The 16,620-nt window shown below is 54.6% G+C and carries 15 protein-coding genes and 1 tRNA gene; 9 read left to right on the plus strand and 7 right to left on the minus strand.

All coding sequences use genetic code 11. From position 1 onward, the window contains the following. Positions 1-197 precede the first annotated feature (197 nt). From cho to ACTJJ1_RS03030, 5 genes are all read left to right on the plus strand, one after another. Positions 198-1,049 (plus strand): excinuclease Cho, encoded by an 852-nt coding sequence (gene cho / locus ACTJJ1_RS03010; protein ID WP_440832326.1) that lies wholly within the window; start codon positions 198-200, stop codon positions 1,047-1,049. An 84-nt stretch (positions 1,050-1,133) separates the two neighbouring features. Next, positions 1,134-1,230: transfer RNA gene (locus tag ACTJJ1_RS03015), tRNA-OTHER, on the plus strand. A gap of 175 nt (positions 1,231-1,405) precedes the next feature. Beyond that, on the plus strand, positions 1,406-1,705 hold the full coding sequence (locus ACTJJ1_RS03020) for a sigma-S stabilization anti-adapter protein IraP (RefSeq protein ID WP_004942964.1): 300 nt from the start codon (positions 1,406-1,408) through the stop codon (positions 1,703-1,705). Between the two features lie 125 nt (positions 1,706-1,830). Then, positions 1,831-2,334, plus strand: a complete 504-nt coding sequence (locus tag ACTJJ1_RS03025; RefSeq protein WP_006324632.1) for a YlaC family protein — start codon at positions 1,831-1,833, stop codon at positions 2,332-2,334. 69 nt (positions 2,335-2,403) lie between these two features. After that, complete coding sequence (locus tag ACTJJ1_RS03030) at positions 2,404-2,535, plus strand: hypothetical protein (protein ID WP_004942970.1); 132 nt, start codon at positions 2,404-2,406, stop codon at positions 2,533-2,535. Between the two features lie 632 nt (positions 2,536-3,167). Here ACTJJ1_RS03030 and ACTJJ1_RS03035 read toward each other — a convergent pair. From ACTJJ1_RS03035 to mdoC, 4 genes are all read right to left on the minus strand, one after another. Continuing rightward, positions 3,168-4,889, minus strand: coding sequence for a potassium/proton antiporter (locus ACTJJ1_RS03035; RefSeq protein ID WP_004942972.1), 1,722 nt, complete (start codon positions 4,887-4,889; stop codon positions 3,168-3,170). A gap of 285 nt (positions 4,890-5,174) precedes the next feature. Continuing rightward, a complete protein-coding gene (locus ACTJJ1_RS03040; protein WP_004942973.1) occupies positions 5,175-5,399 on the minus strand; it encodes a hypothetical protein in 225 nt (74 codons plus the stop codon). A 315-nt stretch (positions 5,400-5,714) separates the two neighbouring features. Further along, entirely contained in the window at positions 5,715-6,731 is a 1,017-nt protein-coding gene (locus ACTJJ1_RS03045; RefSeq protein ID WP_004942975.1) for an acyltransferase family protein, read from the minus strand. A 216-nt stretch (positions 6,732-6,947) separates the two neighbouring features. After that, positions 6,948-8,078, minus strand: coding sequence for a glucans biosynthesis protein MdoC (mdoC, locus tag ACTJJ1_RS03050; RefSeq protein ID WP_440832330.1), 1,131 nt, complete (start codon positions 8,076-8,078; stop codon positions 6,948-6,950). Between the two features lie 260 nt (positions 8,079-8,338). Between mdoC and mdoG the strand changes: the two genes are divergently transcribed. The 3 genes from mdoG (at position 8,339) to ACTJJ1_RS03065 (ending at position 12,869) form a co-directional block, all read left to right on the plus strand. Then, on the plus strand, positions 8,339-9,907 hold the full coding sequence (mdoG, locus tag ACTJJ1_RS03055) for a glucans biosynthesis protein MdoG (protein ID WP_013812409.1): 1,569 nt from the start codon (positions 8,339-8,341) through the stop codon (positions 9,905-9,907). Then, positions 9,900-12,461 (plus strand): glucans biosynthesis glucosyltransferase MdoH, encoded by a 2,562-nt coding sequence (gene mdoH / locus ACTJJ1_RS03060; RefSeq protein ID WP_122289537.1) that lies wholly within the window; start codon positions 9,900-9,902, stop codon positions 12,459-12,461. Before mdoG ends, mdoH begins: the two co-directional genes overlap by 8 nt. A 210-nt stretch (positions 12,462-12,671) precedes the next feature. Continuing rightward, positions 12,672-12,869, plus strand: a complete 198-nt coding sequence (locus tag ACTJJ1_RS03065; protein WP_042437287.1) for a YceK/YidQ family lipoprotein — start codon at positions 12,672-12,674, stop codon at positions 12,867-12,869. On the opposite strand, the gene ACTJJ1_RS03070 is transcribed toward ACTJJ1_RS03065, so the two are convergent. Beyond that, positions 12,860-13,420, minus strand: coding sequence for a GNAT family N-acetyltransferase (locus ACTJJ1_RS03070; protein WP_062792805.1), 561 nt, complete (start codon positions 13,418-13,420; stop codon positions 12,860-12,862). The two genes, ACTJJ1_RS03065 and ACTJJ1_RS03070, sit on opposite strands and share 10 nt — an antisense overlap. Before the next feature lie 58 nt (positions 13,421-13,478). Then, positions 13,479-13,856 carry a MysB family protein gene (locus ACTJJ1_RS03075; RefSeq protein ID WP_004942988.1) on the minus strand — a complete coding sequence of 126 codons (378 nt, stop codon included), beginning with the start codon at positions 13,854-13,856 and terminating at the stop codon, positions 13,479-13,481. 210 nt (positions 13,857-14,066) lie between these two features. Between ACTJJ1_RS03075 and leuA the strand changes: the two genes are divergently transcribed. Then, positions 14,067-15,737, plus strand: a complete 1,671-nt coding sequence (gene leuA / locus ACTJJ1_RS03080; protein WP_440832333.1) for a 2-isopropylmalate synthase — start codon at positions 14,067-14,069, stop codon at positions 15,735-15,737. Here the strand turns inward: leuA and ACTJJ1_RS03085 are convergent. Next, on the minus strand, positions 15,722-16,483 hold the full coding sequence (locus tag ACTJJ1_RS03085; protein ID WP_004942991.1) for an AraC family transcriptional regulator: 762 nt from the start codon (positions 16,481-16,483) through the stop codon (positions 15,722-15,724). The two genes, leuA and ACTJJ1_RS03085, sit on opposite strands and share 16 nt — an antisense overlap. Between the last annotated feature and the right edge of the window lie 137 nt (positions 16,484-16,620).

Consider the following 16,620-nt stretch of genomic DNA (forward strand, 5'->3'; position numbering starts at 1 on the left):
GGCGCCATGGTGACACCCTCGGCTTTAACTGGCGGTAAACACGCGACGTATTTTTGCCGCGGTGTCGATAATAAATATTATTCTCATAAACTACATCAAAGAAAAGTCATCATGGGGAGCATGCAATTTGAGCAAATAAGCGTTGTGCTGTATAAAAAACCAGTTATATTGATAAACAAAGATCGCGATTCGTTACCATGATGCCAAACCGACTCGAGCCGGAGCTCGACATTTATCAGTACCCGGAACATCTGCGCACCAGCCTCGAGGTATTGCCCAAGTCACCGGGCGTGTACCTGTTTCATGGCTTGAGCGACAGCATGCCGCTGTATATCGGCAAAAGCGTTAATATTCGCAGCCGGGTGATGGCGCATTTTCGCACGCAGGATGAAGCCCGCCTGTTGCGGCAAACCCAGCGCATCAGCTTTCATGAAACGGCCGGTGAGCTGGGGGCTTTGCTGCTGGAGGCACAGTTGATCAAACAGCAACAGCCGCTGTTCAACAAACGCCTGCGTCGTTCGAAGCAGCTCTGTTCATTGCATCTGGATGGCGGCCAGGTGAGCATTGCACATGCCAAAGACATTGATTTCGCCGCTACGCCTAATCTGCATGGGCTGTTTGCCAACCGAACTGCCGCGTTGGAAAAGTTGCGGATTATCGCCGATGAACAGCGCCTGTGTTACGGCAAGTTGGGTATTGATAAACTGCCCGCCGGGCGGGGGTGTTTCCGTTATAGCTTGCGAAAATGCGCCGGTGTCTGTTGCGGTGGCGAATCGGATCTGCAACATGACCAACGGCTGGCGGCGGCGCTGCAACAGACGCGCATCAACACGTGGCCCTATGCCGGGCGAGTGGCTATGGAAGAGCAGGGGGCATTTTTGCGTCAGTACCACGTCATTCATAACTGGTTCTATTTGGGGAGCGTCGGCGCGCTGCAGCAGGCCGATTCGCTACAGCGAACCGCGAGTCATTTTGACAGCGATGGTTACAAGATCCTGTGCAAGCCGTTGATGAGCGGGCGTTACCCGATCATTGAGCTGGGTGGCTGAAGGGGTCAGATTTATCTGCAAAATCGCTCGCGCGCTTGATCCCATAGCATTGATATGGATAATGACGCCCCGAAGCGAAGGGATGCGCTATTAACTCAGTTGGCAGAGTGATTGGTTTTCTAATGGCTTGTTTTGGCTACAAAATTGATAGACGCGGGTTCGAGTCCTGCATAGCGCGCCAGCTTCCCTCTTTAAGATCCGTTATCGTAAAGCGCACCCGGGTTGATTTGCACTATCGGCTCCTTGTTGGGTTTTTCGGGTGTGCTTTACCGTAACCGGCTCTCCTTTCTGTGTTGCTATCGATCTTTGCTAGACTGTAATCAGGCAGGTTTGCTGCCCGGCAACAGGAGGTCGATATGTCTGAGTCCGATCAACTGCAGGAATTATTGCAACGTGTAGCTGCTCTGGAAGCCAGAGAGAAGTCGTTGACCGCTGCCTCCAATGCCTATCAGGCGATAATCACCACTCTGCTCGGCAGCCTGGATAAGCAGGAGCGCGACAAGATTATTGCGACTATCGACCAGGCGCATGAGATTGCCTACGCCCGCGCGATTCAGCGCTGTAATGAACCGCAGAAGCAAAAAATCAAACAAGCTGACGATATCGCTCAACGCATGTTCATGTTCGCGCAAGGTAAAAATTCCCTGCAACGCTAGCGGTACAGGTATAACAGTTGCCGATTTTAAATTGCAGAACTGATCTACCTGGGCAAACTGTACTTGTGATAGTTTGAGGAATGATTATTGATAGCGTAATGCTCCCCAAGCATAAGGTTGTAAGTATGGACGCGATTAAAAGCATCTTGGTAAAAGAAATCGAGCGAATCAACCGGCAGGAAGGGCGCGACGGCAAGCTGCGTTTTAACAGCGAATTTGCCCGTGAGCACCGCTATCTGTGCCTTGCCATGTTCGCCGGCTATTTCGCCGTGATCGCCGTGATGTACCAGGTTCCTTACATGGGCTTCTTCTCATTTTTGGCTTTCACGGCCTTCGTTTTGTTCATGTTTGCCATGCTGATGATTGAAATCAAACCTGTGTATCGTTTTGAGGATATCGGCGTGCTGGACCTGCGCGTATGCTATAACGGCGAGTGGTATTTCACGCGCGCGCTGTCACCGCAGTCGGTGAAGGCGTTGCTGGATGAGCCGTCGATCGGCACGACGCTGAAAACGCGCATGCAGGAAATTATCGCCAATAAAGGCGAAATCGATTTCTATGACGTCTACGATCTGGCGTATTCAAAGAAGCCACAGGGCGAGCAGCCGCAGGTGGCGGTGCTTAACTGAAGGGTTTCCGCCTGTGCAGTTGTCGATTATACTCACTCCTCGAAGCCAGTTAAGCGTGAGGAGTTTGCGATGAGTGATGATATTTTCGATTTTGATATCGATGCCGAATTAGCGAAAGCGGAAGAAAAAGCCGCGCAGAAAGCAAAAGAAGTTCCTGAGATCCTTGAGGACGAAGCGGACTGCGAAGGGTGCAAAATCTGATCGCCATTGCCAACTAAAAAAACCGCTGCGGCGGTTTTTTTGTATCTGGAATAGGGTGAAACAGAAAAAAAAGCCCGTTTCAGGCGGGCCAACACTTAAGTAGTACGAGGGTATCATTTTTATTTCCATGTCCGTTCAGCATACGCGCTACGGCCGGGAAGAGATGTCGAAGCATTGTAACAAAAGATGGTTGTCGTGTTGCCTTGTTACCCATGTCAGCCGAACGATTAATCCAGCACAAAACCCCAAATCAACAACCCTGCCACGATAACCAGGCAGAGCGAAGAGACGGTAACCAGTATTTTTCCCAGAATATCTTTTTCTTGTTGCTGCTGTGTCACGTTAACGTTATCCAATTAAGATGCTATGGACCAAATCGGCGATGCCCAGATCCAGCGCGATGACCACCAGAGCCAGCAGCACCATGACAGATAAAAATCGAGTTTTGCTGTTCAAATCAATACCCATCACCGCTGCGCAGTGTTCCCAGAGTAAAGGTTAAAACGACGAGGCTAAAAGCCCCGATTTTGATAATTACAGAGTTTAAGAACCTTTCCGGGCTCATAAGTTCCGTCAGTATTATGGGGCCCGCTGCGGACGTCGCAGCGCAGCGAGCGGGTGCTGCGGGAGGATCAGTCAGTCACGATTTTTACGCCAATCTTGCTGATCAAGTTGCCGTCCATTTCGGCAATGGTCCAGGTCAGACCGTCCCATTCCACCTGATCGCCCACCACGGGGGCGCCGCCAATCAGTTGAAGGACGAACTGGCCGAGCGTTTGTTGTTCGTCTACGCCTTCCTGCAGGTTAAGACCGTATACCTGCGAGATATCGCTCAGGCGTGCGTCTGATTGCAGGATAAAGTCACCGAAGAAGCGCTCGTCCAGCGTGACCACCGGCGCCTGGCTGAACAGTTTACCCAGCACCGGCAGATCGTGCTCATGGCCGATTACGCACAGAATGTCATCTTCACGCAGCCTTGTGCTGCCGCTTGGGTGCAGCAGTTCCTTGCCCCGGAACAGGGCGGCGATACGAGTGCCGGGCGGCATTTTCAGCTCACGCAGCGCAGCGCCCACACACCAGTTTTCCGACGAGAGTTGGTAAACAAACTGCTCCCATTGGTTTTCCGGGTGCACGTCCAGCCCGACCCGCGAGACGGGCGCCAGCGCCGGCGGCACTATGACCTTGGCCTTTTTGGCGGCGAATGACAGCGTGGTACCTTGCAGCAGCAGCGAGACCAAGACGACAAAGAAAGCCACATTGAAAAACAGCTGCGCATTCGGCAATCCCGCCATCATCGGGAAGACGGCCAGAATGACCGGTACCGCGCCGCGCAGGCCGACCCACGAGATAAAACTGCGTTCGCGCAGGGTAAAGCTGCGAAACGGCAACAGCCCGATAAAGACCGAAAGCGGCCGGGCGAACAAGATCATCCACAGCGACAGCAGCAGGGCAGGGATGGCGATGGGCAGCAACTCGTGCGGATTGAGCAGCAACCCCAGCACCAGGAACATGCCGATCTGGCTCAGCCAGGCCAGACCGTCGAAGGTTTGGACAATGCCGTGCCGGTTGCGGATTGGACGATTGCCCAGCATCAGGCCGCACAGGTATACCGCCAGGATACCGCTGCCGTCCAGCGCGGTGGTCAGGGAAAAAATCAAAATGCCGCCGCTCACGGCCAGCAGCGGGTACAGGCCTTCGGCCAATTTGATGTGATTGATCAACCCCAACAGCAACCAGCCGCCGCCAAGGCCAAAGATGATCCCCATGCCGAACTGCTGCAGAAGATGAAGGGGGAACATCCAGCTCAGCGTGGTTTCGCCGGCGGCGATCATCGCAATCAGAGTGATGGTGAGGAACACCGCCATCGGATCGTTGCTGCCGGATTCAATTTCCAGCGTAGCGCTGACGCGTTCGTTGAGCCCCTTACCGCCCAGCAGTGAAAATACCGCTGCGGCGTCGGTAGAGCCGATAATGGCGCCAATCAGCATGCCCTGAAGCAGATCAAGATCAAACAGCCAGGCGGCAGCCAGGCCGGTAAGTCCGGCGGTAATCACCACGCCGATGGTCGCGAGGGAAAGCGCCGGCCACAGCGCGACGCGGAAAGAACTGACGCGGGTACGCATCCCGCCATCCAGCAGGATCACCGCCAACGCCAGGTTACTGACCAGATAGGCAACAGGATAATTGCTGAAAACGATGCCGCCTGGGCCATCGACCCCCGCCAGCATGCCAATCGCCAGGAAAATCACCAAAATGGGAATGCCCAGCCGCGAAGAGAATGAACTGAGAAGAATGCTTGCCCCCACCAACACGGCACCGATGATGAACAAGCTGTTGATCGTGCTGGCATCCAAAATAACGTTCTCCTGAGGCTGGGGGAAAGGCGTTGCGCGCGGGCGCAGATACCCGATGATGATAACGTGTTTAGTGGGTAAAACGCTAAAGCTGATTTGGCGTTTATTGCCATTTGGTGAGGATGAGCGGAGAAAGCGAGGGGAAGGCGATAAGTTCTTACTTTTATCTATAGTTATCAGAACACTGAATATTTACTTGGGTAATAATCGCCAGACTGTCGCTGCAGGAAGGAAAAACCATTAAACCCCCGTCGGGAGGCTTAATGGTTTGTAGGCCAAAGGTCGTTAATGATCGAGTGATTGCAAGGCCCGTCGGATCAACTCAGCGGCCAGCTTTCGCTCAGACTCTGAAATGCCGTCAAGATTGAGGCTGGAAAGCTCGGTTACCAGAATGCTGCGATCCTTGCCGCTGATCGACGAGTCCAGTGCGGACAGCAACCTGCCAAGGATTTTCAGCAGGGTGGCGTTTTCTGGAATGGCTTCCTGAGCCGAAGTGTCTTTGTCAGTCATTAAAAATCCTCTCTGTCGTGACGGAAGGGAGATGCTGCAAACATTGTCGTACCAACGACAACGTCGTCCCTCAGGGTTCATTGAGCCCAATCACTACCGTAAGGCAGGGATGTGGATTTCCACTTATGCATTGCAGTTATAACAACTACCGGCAATATGCTCCAGCATAACTTTGCCCTAACTTTAACCAGTGGGGTGAGCAATGTGTGCTCTATGCTACAAGTACGGCAGCAATCCGGACGCTATTGCCGCATTGTAAATAGACTTGAGAAGAAGGCGTTCAGGGAAAGGGCGGCCAAGAGCCGCCCCAAGTGTTCAGAGGGTTTTTTCTTTGCGCTGTACCCGGTTGTAACGCGGACGCTCCAACAGGAAATTGAGGTGCAAACGTTGAATAACGTAATAGGCAATAATGGGGGCGATCAGGCCAATCAGCGTACCGGCAACAACATGTACCGACCAGTTGTTAACGTGCAGAAACTTGGCCAGCACGATACGTAATCCACTGGCGGCAAGGATGTGCATCAGGTAGATCACCATACTCAACTCACCCAAACGTCGTAACCATGGGATGTTTGCCTTTGCCAGCAGCACTGACAGGCAAATGATAAAGGCGATGGCTACGACGGCAAGGATCAGGGAGAACACTCCGGCATTTGTGTAGGTCAGGCCAAGGTAACCATGGAATCCCCACTCCAATAGAATAAAAGCCAGTAAAGCGATCAGGCTGGTACCCATGCCGATTTCGCCAATGGCGGCTGAATAGCGTATTGCTATCGCCCCGAGCAGGAAGAAGATCATAAACTTGGTGACATAATCGAAATGGAAAGCTTGTCCAAGACTGTCCTGATAAACATACAGACCGGCGCTGATAACGATCAAGACAGGCAGGATATAGTTGAATTTGTTTTTGCTATATAACAGGGCGGCGAGGACAAACACCATAAACAAGGCGTACAGGAACCAGAATTGTGCCCGAGGATGCGTAAACAATGTCAGCATGTCCGCCAGTTTGGCGGGGTTGTTGGTATAGCGTGACAATGCTATCTCGATAGCTCCCTGCAGCAACGACCAGATGATATAGGGGTACACGATAGTATCAACTTTACTGATGATAAAGCTGGATTTACCCTTTCTATCTAATGACTGAACAAAAAACAAACCGGAAAGGAAAAAGAACAACGGCATATGAAAACTGTAGATCACGCTGTCTGTCAGTTGGTAAAACGATTCGGAAAGATGAATGTTTGCACTGTACAAACCGCGGTTTACATGACCAAAGACCACCAAAATAATACCGATGCCTTTTGCATAGTCGACCCATGCTTCTCTCATGTGATTACCCTGCCCGGAAAGGAAAAAATAACTTATAAGTATGTCTAATGAGCGTAACAGGTGATCGTCAGTTTGCAATGTGACAGAGGAGGTAAGACGAAGATTAGGAAAATGCTCATGATAAAAATATGAGCAACGCATTCAAAAGGTTAGTGAAGCTTCCCTTCCTTGCGTCAGGATGAGGAAATCTCACCCTGACGCCATATAGGCTCAATATTACTGGGGTTTTCCGGAGAACAGGAAGCGCAGCAGAGGGATGCGCTTGTGCAGTTCATATAAGGCAAAGGCGCAGGAGAAAACGAACACCATACCAATCAGGAAACCCAGAAGGTTATTGTTGATATACGGCGTCACAAAAGCGCCATATATCAAGGTCAGCGGATGATGCACCAGATATATAAACAACGACGCGTTGACCAGGTACGTGATTTTTGGCGAATGGTAGTTCAGCAACCGGTGTCCGAATGAAAACACCACGTTCGCCATCAGGATGCCGAGCAGGGTTTTGATCACAATTTCCAGCTCAAACATATAGCTGCTGTGGGCCAGTAACTTCTGATTCAGCATGTAGGCAATCAACAACAGCAGTGAGCCGAGCACTGCCAATGGGGAGGGTTTGAGAAAAATCTCTTTCAGCCACACGTACTTAAACGCGTAAGCACCGAGGATGAAGAACGGCAGGTAGAACATCGTCTCCATCACCACAAAATTGAACAGGCCATTGGAAAGCAATTGCGGCGCAAAAATTAAAATAATACGGTGCGCGGCCGAATAGCATAAAGCATATAAAAGAAAGAACAGTGAGATATTTCCTAATCCAGTCATTTTATTTATCGGGTTAGGAGCGATGTTACTTTTTAACGTCTTAATTTTTTTGAACAGATAAAAACAGGCAGTGGTTAGCAAGGTCAGAGTTAATAAAAACCACAGGTGGGAAACCAGTTCCCAGATTGTTACATTTATTTTCTGATAGTTCGAAAAATCTTCCCAGCCGTTTAATTTATCCGTGAAGTATTTCAGCATGAAAAACTGCGGTACGGTTATTAAGGGGATCGAGCTCAGTAGGGGGATTGCCACCCGCTCCAGTCTGACCTTCAACCAATGGTGGCGCTCGTAACGCTCGTAAAGCATGTAGGAGAAGTAGCCGGATATCACGAAGAACACTTGCATGCGGAAGGCATGGATGAAGTCGTTCAGCACAGTCAGCGAGAACGAGGGAGCCGCGCTGTTCACCGCCCAGGCATGGCTGGAATAGATCAGTGAGAGGTGGAAAGGAACACCGAGCAACATCAAATAAGCCCGGATCGAATCGAGGAAAAACTCGCGTTGATTGTTGCCTTTAGTCATTAGGTTACCGCTAGTCATTTTGTCGAGTGGTCATTAACACGCTTAATAAGTCGGCAATGGTTAAATCGCAATCCCGAACCCTACTATACCGATTCACATTTTTCCATAGCGTCTTGCTGCACGGCTTGCTACGCTGGTGTTTCATCAGCTGCTTAAACAATGAGCCATAAACATGAACCATCCATTTATCATGTTGTCGGAAAGCTGAATAATCCATTAATATGGATTTAAATGATTTGAGCACACGAATAGGGGGGGATGTGCTAGTTAATATATTATCCAGTAAACCACGCGCCGCGAGCGTTCGTTGGTTAGGTGCTACCGTATTGTTCACGCTGTTTACTTCGCAGGCATGGGCTTTTTCTATCGACGATGTGGCCAAGCAGGCGCAGGATCTGGCAGGAAAAGGCTTTGAGGCCCCGAAGAGCAACCTTCCTTCTCAATTCCGTGAAATGAAGTTCGCGGACTATCAGCAGATTCAGTTCAATCACGATAAAGCCTATTGGAGCAAGCTGAAAACCCCATTCAAACTTGAGTTTTATCATCAGGGCATGTACTTCGACACGCCGGTGAAAATCAATGAAGTCACTGCAACCAGCGTAAAACAGATCAAGTACAGCCCGGATTACTTCAACTTTGGTTCGGTGAAGCACGATCCGGATTCGGTAAAAAACCTCGGCTTTGCCGGTTTCAAGGTGATTTATCCGATCAACAGTGCGGATAAGAACGACGAAATTATGAGCCTGCTGGGCGCGAGCTACTTCCGCGTGGTGGGTAAAGGGCAGGTTTACGGGCTTTCCGCTCGTGGCCTGGCGATTGATACCGCCTTACCGTCCGGTGAAGAGTTCCCGCGCTTCCGCGAATTCTGGGTTGAGCGTCCGAAGCAGGGCGACAAGCACCTGGTCGTTTACGCGCTGCTGGATTCACCGCGCGCCACCGGCGCTTATCGTTTTGTGGTCTATCCGGGCCGCGATACCACGGTGGACGTCGAGTCCAAAGTGTTCCTGCGCGACAAGGTCGGCAAACTGGGCATGGCACCGCTGACCAGCATGTACCTGTTCGGGCCAAGCCAGCCGTCGCCAACGCTGAACTACCGTCCGGCGCTGCATGATTCCAACGGTTTGTCGATCCATGCCGGCAACGGCGAGTGGATCTGGCGTCCGCTGAATAATCCGAAGCACCTGTCCGTCAGCACCTACCAGATCGAGAACCCGAAAGGTTTCGGTTTGCTGCAACGCGGCCGTAACTTCAAGGATTACGAAGATCTGGACGATCGTTACGACCTGCGTCCAAGCGCCTGGATCGAGCCGCGCGGCGACTGGGGCAAGGGTAAAGTGGAGCTGGTGGAAATCCCTACTGCGGATGAAACCAACGACAACATCGTTGCCTTCTGGACTCCGGACGTATTGCCGGATGCCAAAACCCCGCTGGCGCTGAGCTACCGTCTGCACTTCACCCGCGACGAAGACAAGCTGCATTCACAGGACATCGCCTACGTAAGCCAGACGATGCGTTCTACCGGTGACGTGAAGCAGTCCAACCTGATCCGCGAGCCTGACGGCAGCGTGGCATTCCTGGTTGATTTCGTTGGCCCGGTACTGAAAGGTCTGGACGGCGCTACGCCGGTCGCCTCTCAGGTGAGCATCGGCGACAACGGTGAAGTGGTAGAAAACAATGTCCGCTATAATCCAGTGACCAAAGGCTGGCGCCTGACTCTGCGTCTTAAAGTGAAAGACGACAAGAAGCCGGTAGAAATGCGCGCTGCGCTGGTCAATGGTGATAAGACCCTGTCGGAAACCTGGAGCTATCAGCTACCTGCCAATGAATAAGCTTACTCAACCTGCCCAGGATTATCTTGCGGCAATGCCTCTGACCGCTGAGCGGTCAGAGGCGCTTAAACCACAGCCGGCGGCAGATGACGGCCAGGCACTGGAGGCGCTGCATCGCAAGATGGGCGCCGCCGATGCCAACGTCAATAAGCTGTCGGCGGATGACGTGGCGCTGGCCTCGGTCAAAACGCGTATCGAAAGCGCGTGGCCGGATGCGGTCAGCGACGACGATTTCGACACCGACGCCGAAGGCCGTACCCTACTGAAGGCGATGCCTCCGATCAAACGTACCAGCATGTTCCCGGAAGCCTGGCGCACCAACCCGGTGGCGCGTTTTTGGGATTCGTTGTTGGGGCGCTCGCCGCACAATCGTCACGCTTCCAAAGAGGAAGCCGAGGCGGAAAATCGCTGGCGCGTGGTCGGTTCGATGCGCCGCTATGTGCTGCTGGTGTTGATGCTGGTGCAAACCGGCATCGCCACCTGGTACATGAAAACCATTTTGCCGTATCAGGGCTGGGCGCTGATCGATCCGCTGGCCATGTTGGATCAGGATCTGATGCAATCGGTGCTGCAACTGCTGCCTTATGTCCTGCAAACCGGCATTCTGATCTTGTTCGCCATTCTTTTTTGCTGGGTATCGGCCGGGTTCTGGACCGCGTTGATGGGGTTCCTGCAACTGCTGATTGGCAAAGATAAGTACAGCATCTCTTCCACCATCAAGGGCGATGAGCCGATTAACCCGGCGCACCGCACCGCGTTGATCATGCCGATCTGTAACGAAGACGTCGAGCGCGTGTTCGCCGGCCTGCGTGCGACCTATGAGTCCGTCGCCGCTACCGGCCAACTGGAGCATTTCGATATCTACGTGCTGAGCGACAGCTACGACCCGGATATCTGCATGGCGGAACAGAAGGCATGGATGGAGCTGTGCCGCGATGTTGACGGCCATGGCCGCATCTTCTACCGCCGCCGCCGCCGCCGCGTGAAACGCAAAAGCGGCAACATCGACGACTTCTGCCGTCGTTGGGGTGGCGAGTACAGCTACATGGTGATTCTGGACGCCGACAGCGTGATGAGCGGTGAGTGTCTCACCGGTCTGGTACGCTTGATGGAAGCCAATCCGAACGCCGGTATCATCCAGTCCGCGCCGAAAGCCTCGGGCATGGATACGCTGTATGCTCGCGTGCAGCAGTTTGCCACACGGGTCTACGGGCCGCTGTTCACCGCCGGTCTGCATTTCTGGCAGTTGGGTGAGTCGCACTACTGGGGCCATAACGCGATTATCCGCGTGAAGCCGTTTATCGAACACTGTGCGCTGGCGCCGCTGCCGGGCGAAGGCTCTTTCGCCGGTTCCATCATGTCGCATGACTTCGTGGAAGCCGCGTTGATGCGCCGTGCCGGTTGGGGCGTGTGGATTGCCTATGACCTGCCGGGCAGCTATGAAGAATTGCCGCCGAACCTGCTGGATGAGCTGAAGCGCGACCGTCGCTGGTGTCACGGTAACCTGATGAACTTCCGCCTGTTCCTGGTCAAAGGCATGCACCCGGTGCACCGTGCGGTGTTCCTGACGGGCGTAATGTCTTATCTGTCGGCGCCGTTGTGGTTTATGTTCCTGGCGCTGTCGACCGCGTTGCAGGTGGTGCATACCCTGATGGAGCCGCAGTACTTCCTGCAGCCGCGTCAGCTGTTCCCGGTATGGCCGCAGTGGCGTCCAGAGCTGGCGATAGCGCTGTTCTCCACCACCCTGATACTGCTGTTCTTGCCTAAACTGCTCAGCATAGTGCTGATCTGGGCCAAAGGCGCCAAAGAATACGGTGGCGCTTTGCGCCTGCTGCTGTCGATGCTGATGGAAATGCTGTTCTCGGTGCTGCTGGCGCCGGTGCGCATGCTGTTCCACACCGTGTTCGTGGTCAGCGCTTTCCTGGGCTGGGAAGTGGTATGGAACTCTCCGCAGCGTGACGATGATGACACGCCATGGAGCGAAGCCTTCAAGCGTCACGGTTCACAGATGCTGTTGGGCCTGGTCTGGGCCGGTGGTATGGCTTGGCTGGATCTGCGTTTCCTGTGGTGGTTGTCGCCGATCGTTTTCTCGCTGATCCTGTCACCTATCGTGTCTGCGCTGTCGAGCCGCGCGACATTGGGCATAAAAAGCAAGCGCGCCAAACTGTTCCTGATCCCGGAAGAATACTCACCGCCGCGCGAACTGCTGGCGACGGAAGAGTATCTGCAACTTAACCGTGAGCGCGCACTGGCCAATGGCTTTATGCATGCCGTGGTTAACCCGTCATTCAACGCATTGGCAACGGCGCTGGCGACGGCGCGTCACCATCTGCGCGGGGCGATTGAGCGTAACCGTGAAGAGCGGGTGACGGAAGCGCTGCAACTGGGGCCGGAGAAACTGGTGAAGGGTAAACGTCTGGAGCTGCTGAGCGATCCCGTGGCGCTGTCGCGTCTGCATCAGCGCGTCTGGCTGCTGCCGGAAGGCAAAGCGTGGCGTGAATGCTATCAGCAATTGCCGCATAACGAACAGGCTCATCCTGTCGGACGGCGTTAGTCGCTGACCGGTTAGTCCAAGCGGGGAATGCGCGTTGCGTGTTCCCCGTTTTTTTTGGTCTTTCGCTTACGCAATGCTGACAAACCGGCGCCAGGAAACTGTGCTAACATCCGCGCGGGGCGTTGTTTATTTTCAAAACAACCAGGTTCAAGAGTCAATTTGGTGAACTTTTCTTCTTCAATCCGCTTGGCGTTGCTGGCGGCAGGCGTAATGGCGTTGACCGGTTGCGGCAGCATCATCAGCCGCACGGTGCCCGGCGCCGGGCATGGCCATCAATATTACCCGGGCGTGCAATGGGATCTGCGCGATACGCCCTGGCGCTACATCACGGTGATCGACGTACCGCTGTCGATGGTGGTGGATACCTTTATGTTGCCGTTTGATGCACAGCACGGGCCTTACGAGTAAATCGGATCCCTTGTGGCGAACACCAACAACTGATATCCATGCCGGCCGCAGCGAAAGGGCGCCAGCACCGTCATCTTCAACCCTTGCTCGTGGGCGGTCAGTGAATGCGGATTGTCGTCGTCAATAAACAGCGCGCCGACGTCGAACTCATCGCGGGTGCATGCCTTGACGGCCGCGAACAACCGTTTGAGCACCCCTTTGCCGCGCCAGGCGACATCAAGGCACACCGGGCCATACAAAAACACCTTCTGCTCACGGAGTGCCCGGCCGTTGAATGACTGATTGCCGAGCGTATCGAGCATCGCATCCACCACCGGCGGGCGCGGCTGCATATCGGTGGGCATCAGGCAGACAAAGCCCGCCAACGCGCGATCTTCAACCGCCACCAGAATGCCCAGGCGCCGGTTAATGCTTTCTAACTGAGCCTCATCCATACGCGAGACGATGAATCCTTGCCGTTTTTGGCTCTCGCCAAGGTTTGCCGGGGTATTTTGCGACTGCAGTTGCAGGATAGCGGGGTAATCGGCGCGGCCTGCCTGGCGGATGATCATGAATCCTCCTGGGAGAACATTATGGGGGTCGGACAGGTTAACACCCATCCGACGTTATTCAGCGTTCATCCCACTCGTCTGCGGCAGCCTGGCCCTCTTCGGTGTCCAGCGGCGGATCGAGCTGAAAATCACCTTCCTCCCACTCGTGCAGCGTATTTTCATCTATCCATTCCGCTCTGATTTCCACTTCGTCGTAGTCACCGTCAAAAATAGCCTGGGCGGCAGCGCCGCTGCGTAGCGTGAAACACTCGACCGATTCGCCTTCTTCCTCAAAGAATTCGGCCTGCCACATGATATCACCGTCCAGCATCACGTATTTTTGCAGATTGAACTGTTGCGGTACCGGCGGTTCATCGTCATTGCCGCTTTCGGCGGATTCAATAAACTCCTCGCGCGCGGCTTCGATAGCTTCTTCCAGGGTTGCATACAGGCTCATGTCCGTCTCCAGTCACAGTGAGGTTAAGGAAAGGGCTTTGGCAGCGCCAAAGCGTCATGACATACGTCAGAAGTAATTGTTGTCTCACTGGCGCAGGATGCAAATTTTTTTGTTGTCCGTTTTGCGACGACGATTGTCCGCTAAGCGGGAGCAGCGAATAACCGGGCGGGAAATAATAAGGCATTGTCTACGACTACCCAGGAGATCGCCATGTTAACCAACCCTTCAAGCAAATATCGCCCGTTCCCGCCGGTGGCGTTACCGGATCGCCAATGGCCCGGTCGCACCCTTGAGCAGGCGCCGCGTTGGTGCTCCAGCGATCTGCGCGATGGCAACCAGGCGTTGGCGGAGCCGATGGATAACGGCCGTAAACGCCAGTTTTACCAGTTGCTGCTGCAGTGCGGGTTTAAAGAAATTGAGGTGGCGTTCCCTTCGGCGTCGCAAACGGATTTTGATTTTGTGCGTTCGCTGATTGAGGAACGGTTGATCCCGGACGATGTCAGCATTCAGGTGTTGACTCAGTCGCGTGACGATCTGATCGATCGCACCTTTGAATCGCTGCGCGGCGCCCCTCGCGCTATCGTGCATTTGTATAACGCCACAGCCCCCATGTTCCGCGAGATTGTGTTCAGGCAGGACAAAGCGGCGACGGTGGCCTTGGCGGTGAATGGCGCGTTGCGTATCCGCCAGCAGTGCGAATTGCAACCGGAAACGGCCTGGACCTTCGAGTACTCGCCGGAAACCTTCTGCTTTACCGAATTGGAATTCGCGCTGGAGATTTGCGAGGCGGTGGCCGATGTCTGGCAGCCAGGTCCTGGGCGGCCAATGATCATCAACCTGCCGGCGACGGTAGAGGTCAGTACGCCGAACGTGTATGCCGATCAGATCGAATGGTTTTGCCGCCGCTTCAGCCAGCGCAAACAGGTGACGATCAGCGTGCATCCGCATAACGATCGCGGTACCGGGGTAGCCTGCGCCGAACTGGCGATGCTGGCCGGGGCCGATCGGGTGGAAGGGTGCCTGTTCGGCAACGGCGAGCGCACCGGCAATGTGGATCTGGTGACGCTGGCGCTCAATCTGTACACCCAGGGTGTTGCGCCGGGGCTGGATTTCAGCCAACTGAAACAGGTGGTTGAGGTAGTTGAACAGTGCAACCAGTTGCCGGTGCATCCGCGTCATCCTTATGCCGGCGAACTGGTTTTCACCGCCTTTTCCGGCTCGCATCAGGATGCCATCAAGAAGGGTTTCGCCGCCCAACAGCCGCGGCAAGACGGTTTGTGGCAGGTGCCTTACTTACCGCTCGACCCGGGTGATGTCGGCTGCAGCTATGAGGCGGTGATCCGGGTTAACAGCCAGTCAGGCAAAAGTGGCGCGGCCTGGCTGCTGGAACAAAATCACGGCCTGTCGTTGCCGCGCGGATTGCAGATTGATTTCAGCAAAGTGGTGCAACAGGCGACCGACGGCAGCGGTAAAGAGATGACCACCGCCGAATTGTGGCGGCTGTTCCGCACGACTTACGGGCTGGTTGAACAGCCGAGCCTGCAATTGCTGAGCTATCAGACAGAGAGCCATGGCGTGGAGGCTTACAGTTTCAGCGCCAGGGTATTGTTCGAGGAGCAGCAGCAGAGGTTGATGGGCGTGGGGAACGGTTTGCTGTCCAGCGCGGTGGATGCGCTGCGCCAGCGCTTTGGCCTGGCGTTGGCGATTGAGGATTATCACGAACACACCCTGGGCCATCAGAGCCACAGTCGCGCGGTGGCTTACATACGTTGCACTCTGGCGCACGGTGAGGCGGCTTATGGCGTTGGCATCGACGTCGATTCCGCCAGCGCCTCGCTGCAGGCGCTGTTTAACGTCGCCGGGCGCTACCTGGCGAAATAAACGCTCGGGGCGACGCCCAGCAGGCGGCGGAACATGGCGCTGAAGGCGCTGGGGCTGTCATAACCCAGGTCCAGCGCCACTTCCAGCACCGAGTGGCCGGCCGCCAGAGCGTTTAGCGCCGCCAGCAGCCGGGCGCGGCGGACCCAGTCGCCAAAACGCAGTCCGGTTTCACGCTGAAAGCGGCGCGACAACGTGCGACCGCTGACGCTGATATAGCCGGCCGCCTGCTCCAACTCCCAGGGCTGCGCCAGCGATTGCTGAATATGCCGGCACAGCTTCTGCAGGGCTTCACCGCGTGGCTCCGGCAAATGCAGCGGCAAAATAGGCAAGATGCGCAGCTCGTCCAGGATCAACTCCATTATCCGCTCTTCGCGCCCGCCTGGCGGGTAATCCACCGTGATGTCCATTGCGCAGATAATCAGCTCGCGCAGCAGCGGCGAGATTTGCACCACTTCGCACTGCGCCGGCAGATCGGCACGCGCCAGAGGATCGACAAACAACGCTCTGGCGGCCACCTTGCCGGTGATGCGCAGGCTATGCTCCATCCGTGCCGGCAACCAGACGCCGCGGCCTGGCGGCACCACCCAACTGCCCAGGCGGGTGTTTACCTGCACCACGCCGCTAAGGCTGTGGATCAGCTGCGCACAGTTATGGTGGTGAAGGGGCTCGAAATCGCCGTGTTGGTAATCTTTGGCAATCGGCACAATCGACCGGTTGGTTGGCATTAAGTCGTGGCAAAGCAGCATCTGTAGCGGTATCCCCGCGCGGTGGTAAGGCGTAATGGCAGCATGCCACGCCGGAACATTTCGCACCAGTCTCTGGTGCGGCGCCGAATTATAGTCTATAAGAATACAATATATAATTTTATAAATTGTTTTGAGGG

Origin of the sequence: Serratia sp. 22264 (assembly GCF_052045345.1) — a bacterium.
Taxonomy (GTDB): Bacteria; Pseudomonadota; Gammaproteobacteria; order Enterobacterales; family Enterobacteriaceae; genus Serratia; species Serratia plymuthica.

Coding starts and splice junctions, on each gene's coding strand:
- ACTJJ1_RS03085 (WP_004942991.1), bottom strand. CDS start 16,483: ATGCTGCTTTGCCACGACTTAATGCCAACCAACCGGTCGATTGTGCCG.
- ACTJJ1_RS03020 (WP_004942964.1), top strand. CDS start 1,406: ATGTCTGAGTCCGATCAACTGCAGGAATTATTGCAACGTGTAGCTGCT.
- ACTJJ1_RS03045 (WP_004942975.1), bottom strand. CDS start 6,731: ATGAGAGAAGCATGGGTCGACTATGCAAAAGGCATCGGTATTATTTTG.
- ACTJJ1_RS03065 (WP_042437287.1), top strand. CDS start 12,672: ATGGCGTTGACCGGTTGCGGCAGCATCATCAGCCGCACGGTGCCCGGC.
- ACTJJ1_RS03040 (WP_004942973.1), bottom strand. CDS start 5,399: ATGACTGACAAAGACACTTCGGCTCAGGAAGCCATTCCAGAAAACGCC.
- ACTJJ1_RS03030 (WP_004942970.1), top strand. CDS start 2,404: ATGAGTGATGATATTTTCGATTTTGATATCGATGCCGAATTAGCGAAA.
- mdoH (WP_122289537.1), top strand. CDS start 9,900: ATGAATAAGCTTACTCAACCTGCCCAGGATTATCTTGCGGCAATGCCT.
- ACTJJ1_RS03070 (WP_062792805.1), bottom strand. CDS start 13,420: ATGATCATCCGCCAGGCAGGCCGCGCCGATTACCCCGCTATCCTGCAA.
- ACTJJ1_RS03075 (WP_004942988.1), bottom strand. CDS start 13,856: ATGAGCCTGTATGCAACCCTGGAAGAAGCTATCGAAGCCGCGCGCGAG.
- mdoC (WP_440832330.1), bottom strand. CDS start 8,078: ATGACTAAAGGCAACAATCAACGCGAGTTTTTCCTCGATTCGATCCGG.
- cho (WP_440832326.1), top strand. CDS start 198: ATGATGCCAAACCGACTCGAGCCGGAGCTCGACATTTATCAGTACCCG.
- leuA (WP_440832333.1), top strand. CDS start 14,067: ATGTTAACCAACCCTTCAAGCAAATATCGCCCGTTCCCGCCGGTGGCG.
- ACTJJ1_RS03025 (WP_006324632.1), top strand. CDS start 1,831: ATGGACGCGATTAAAAGCATCTTGGTAAAAGAAATCGAGCGAATCAAC.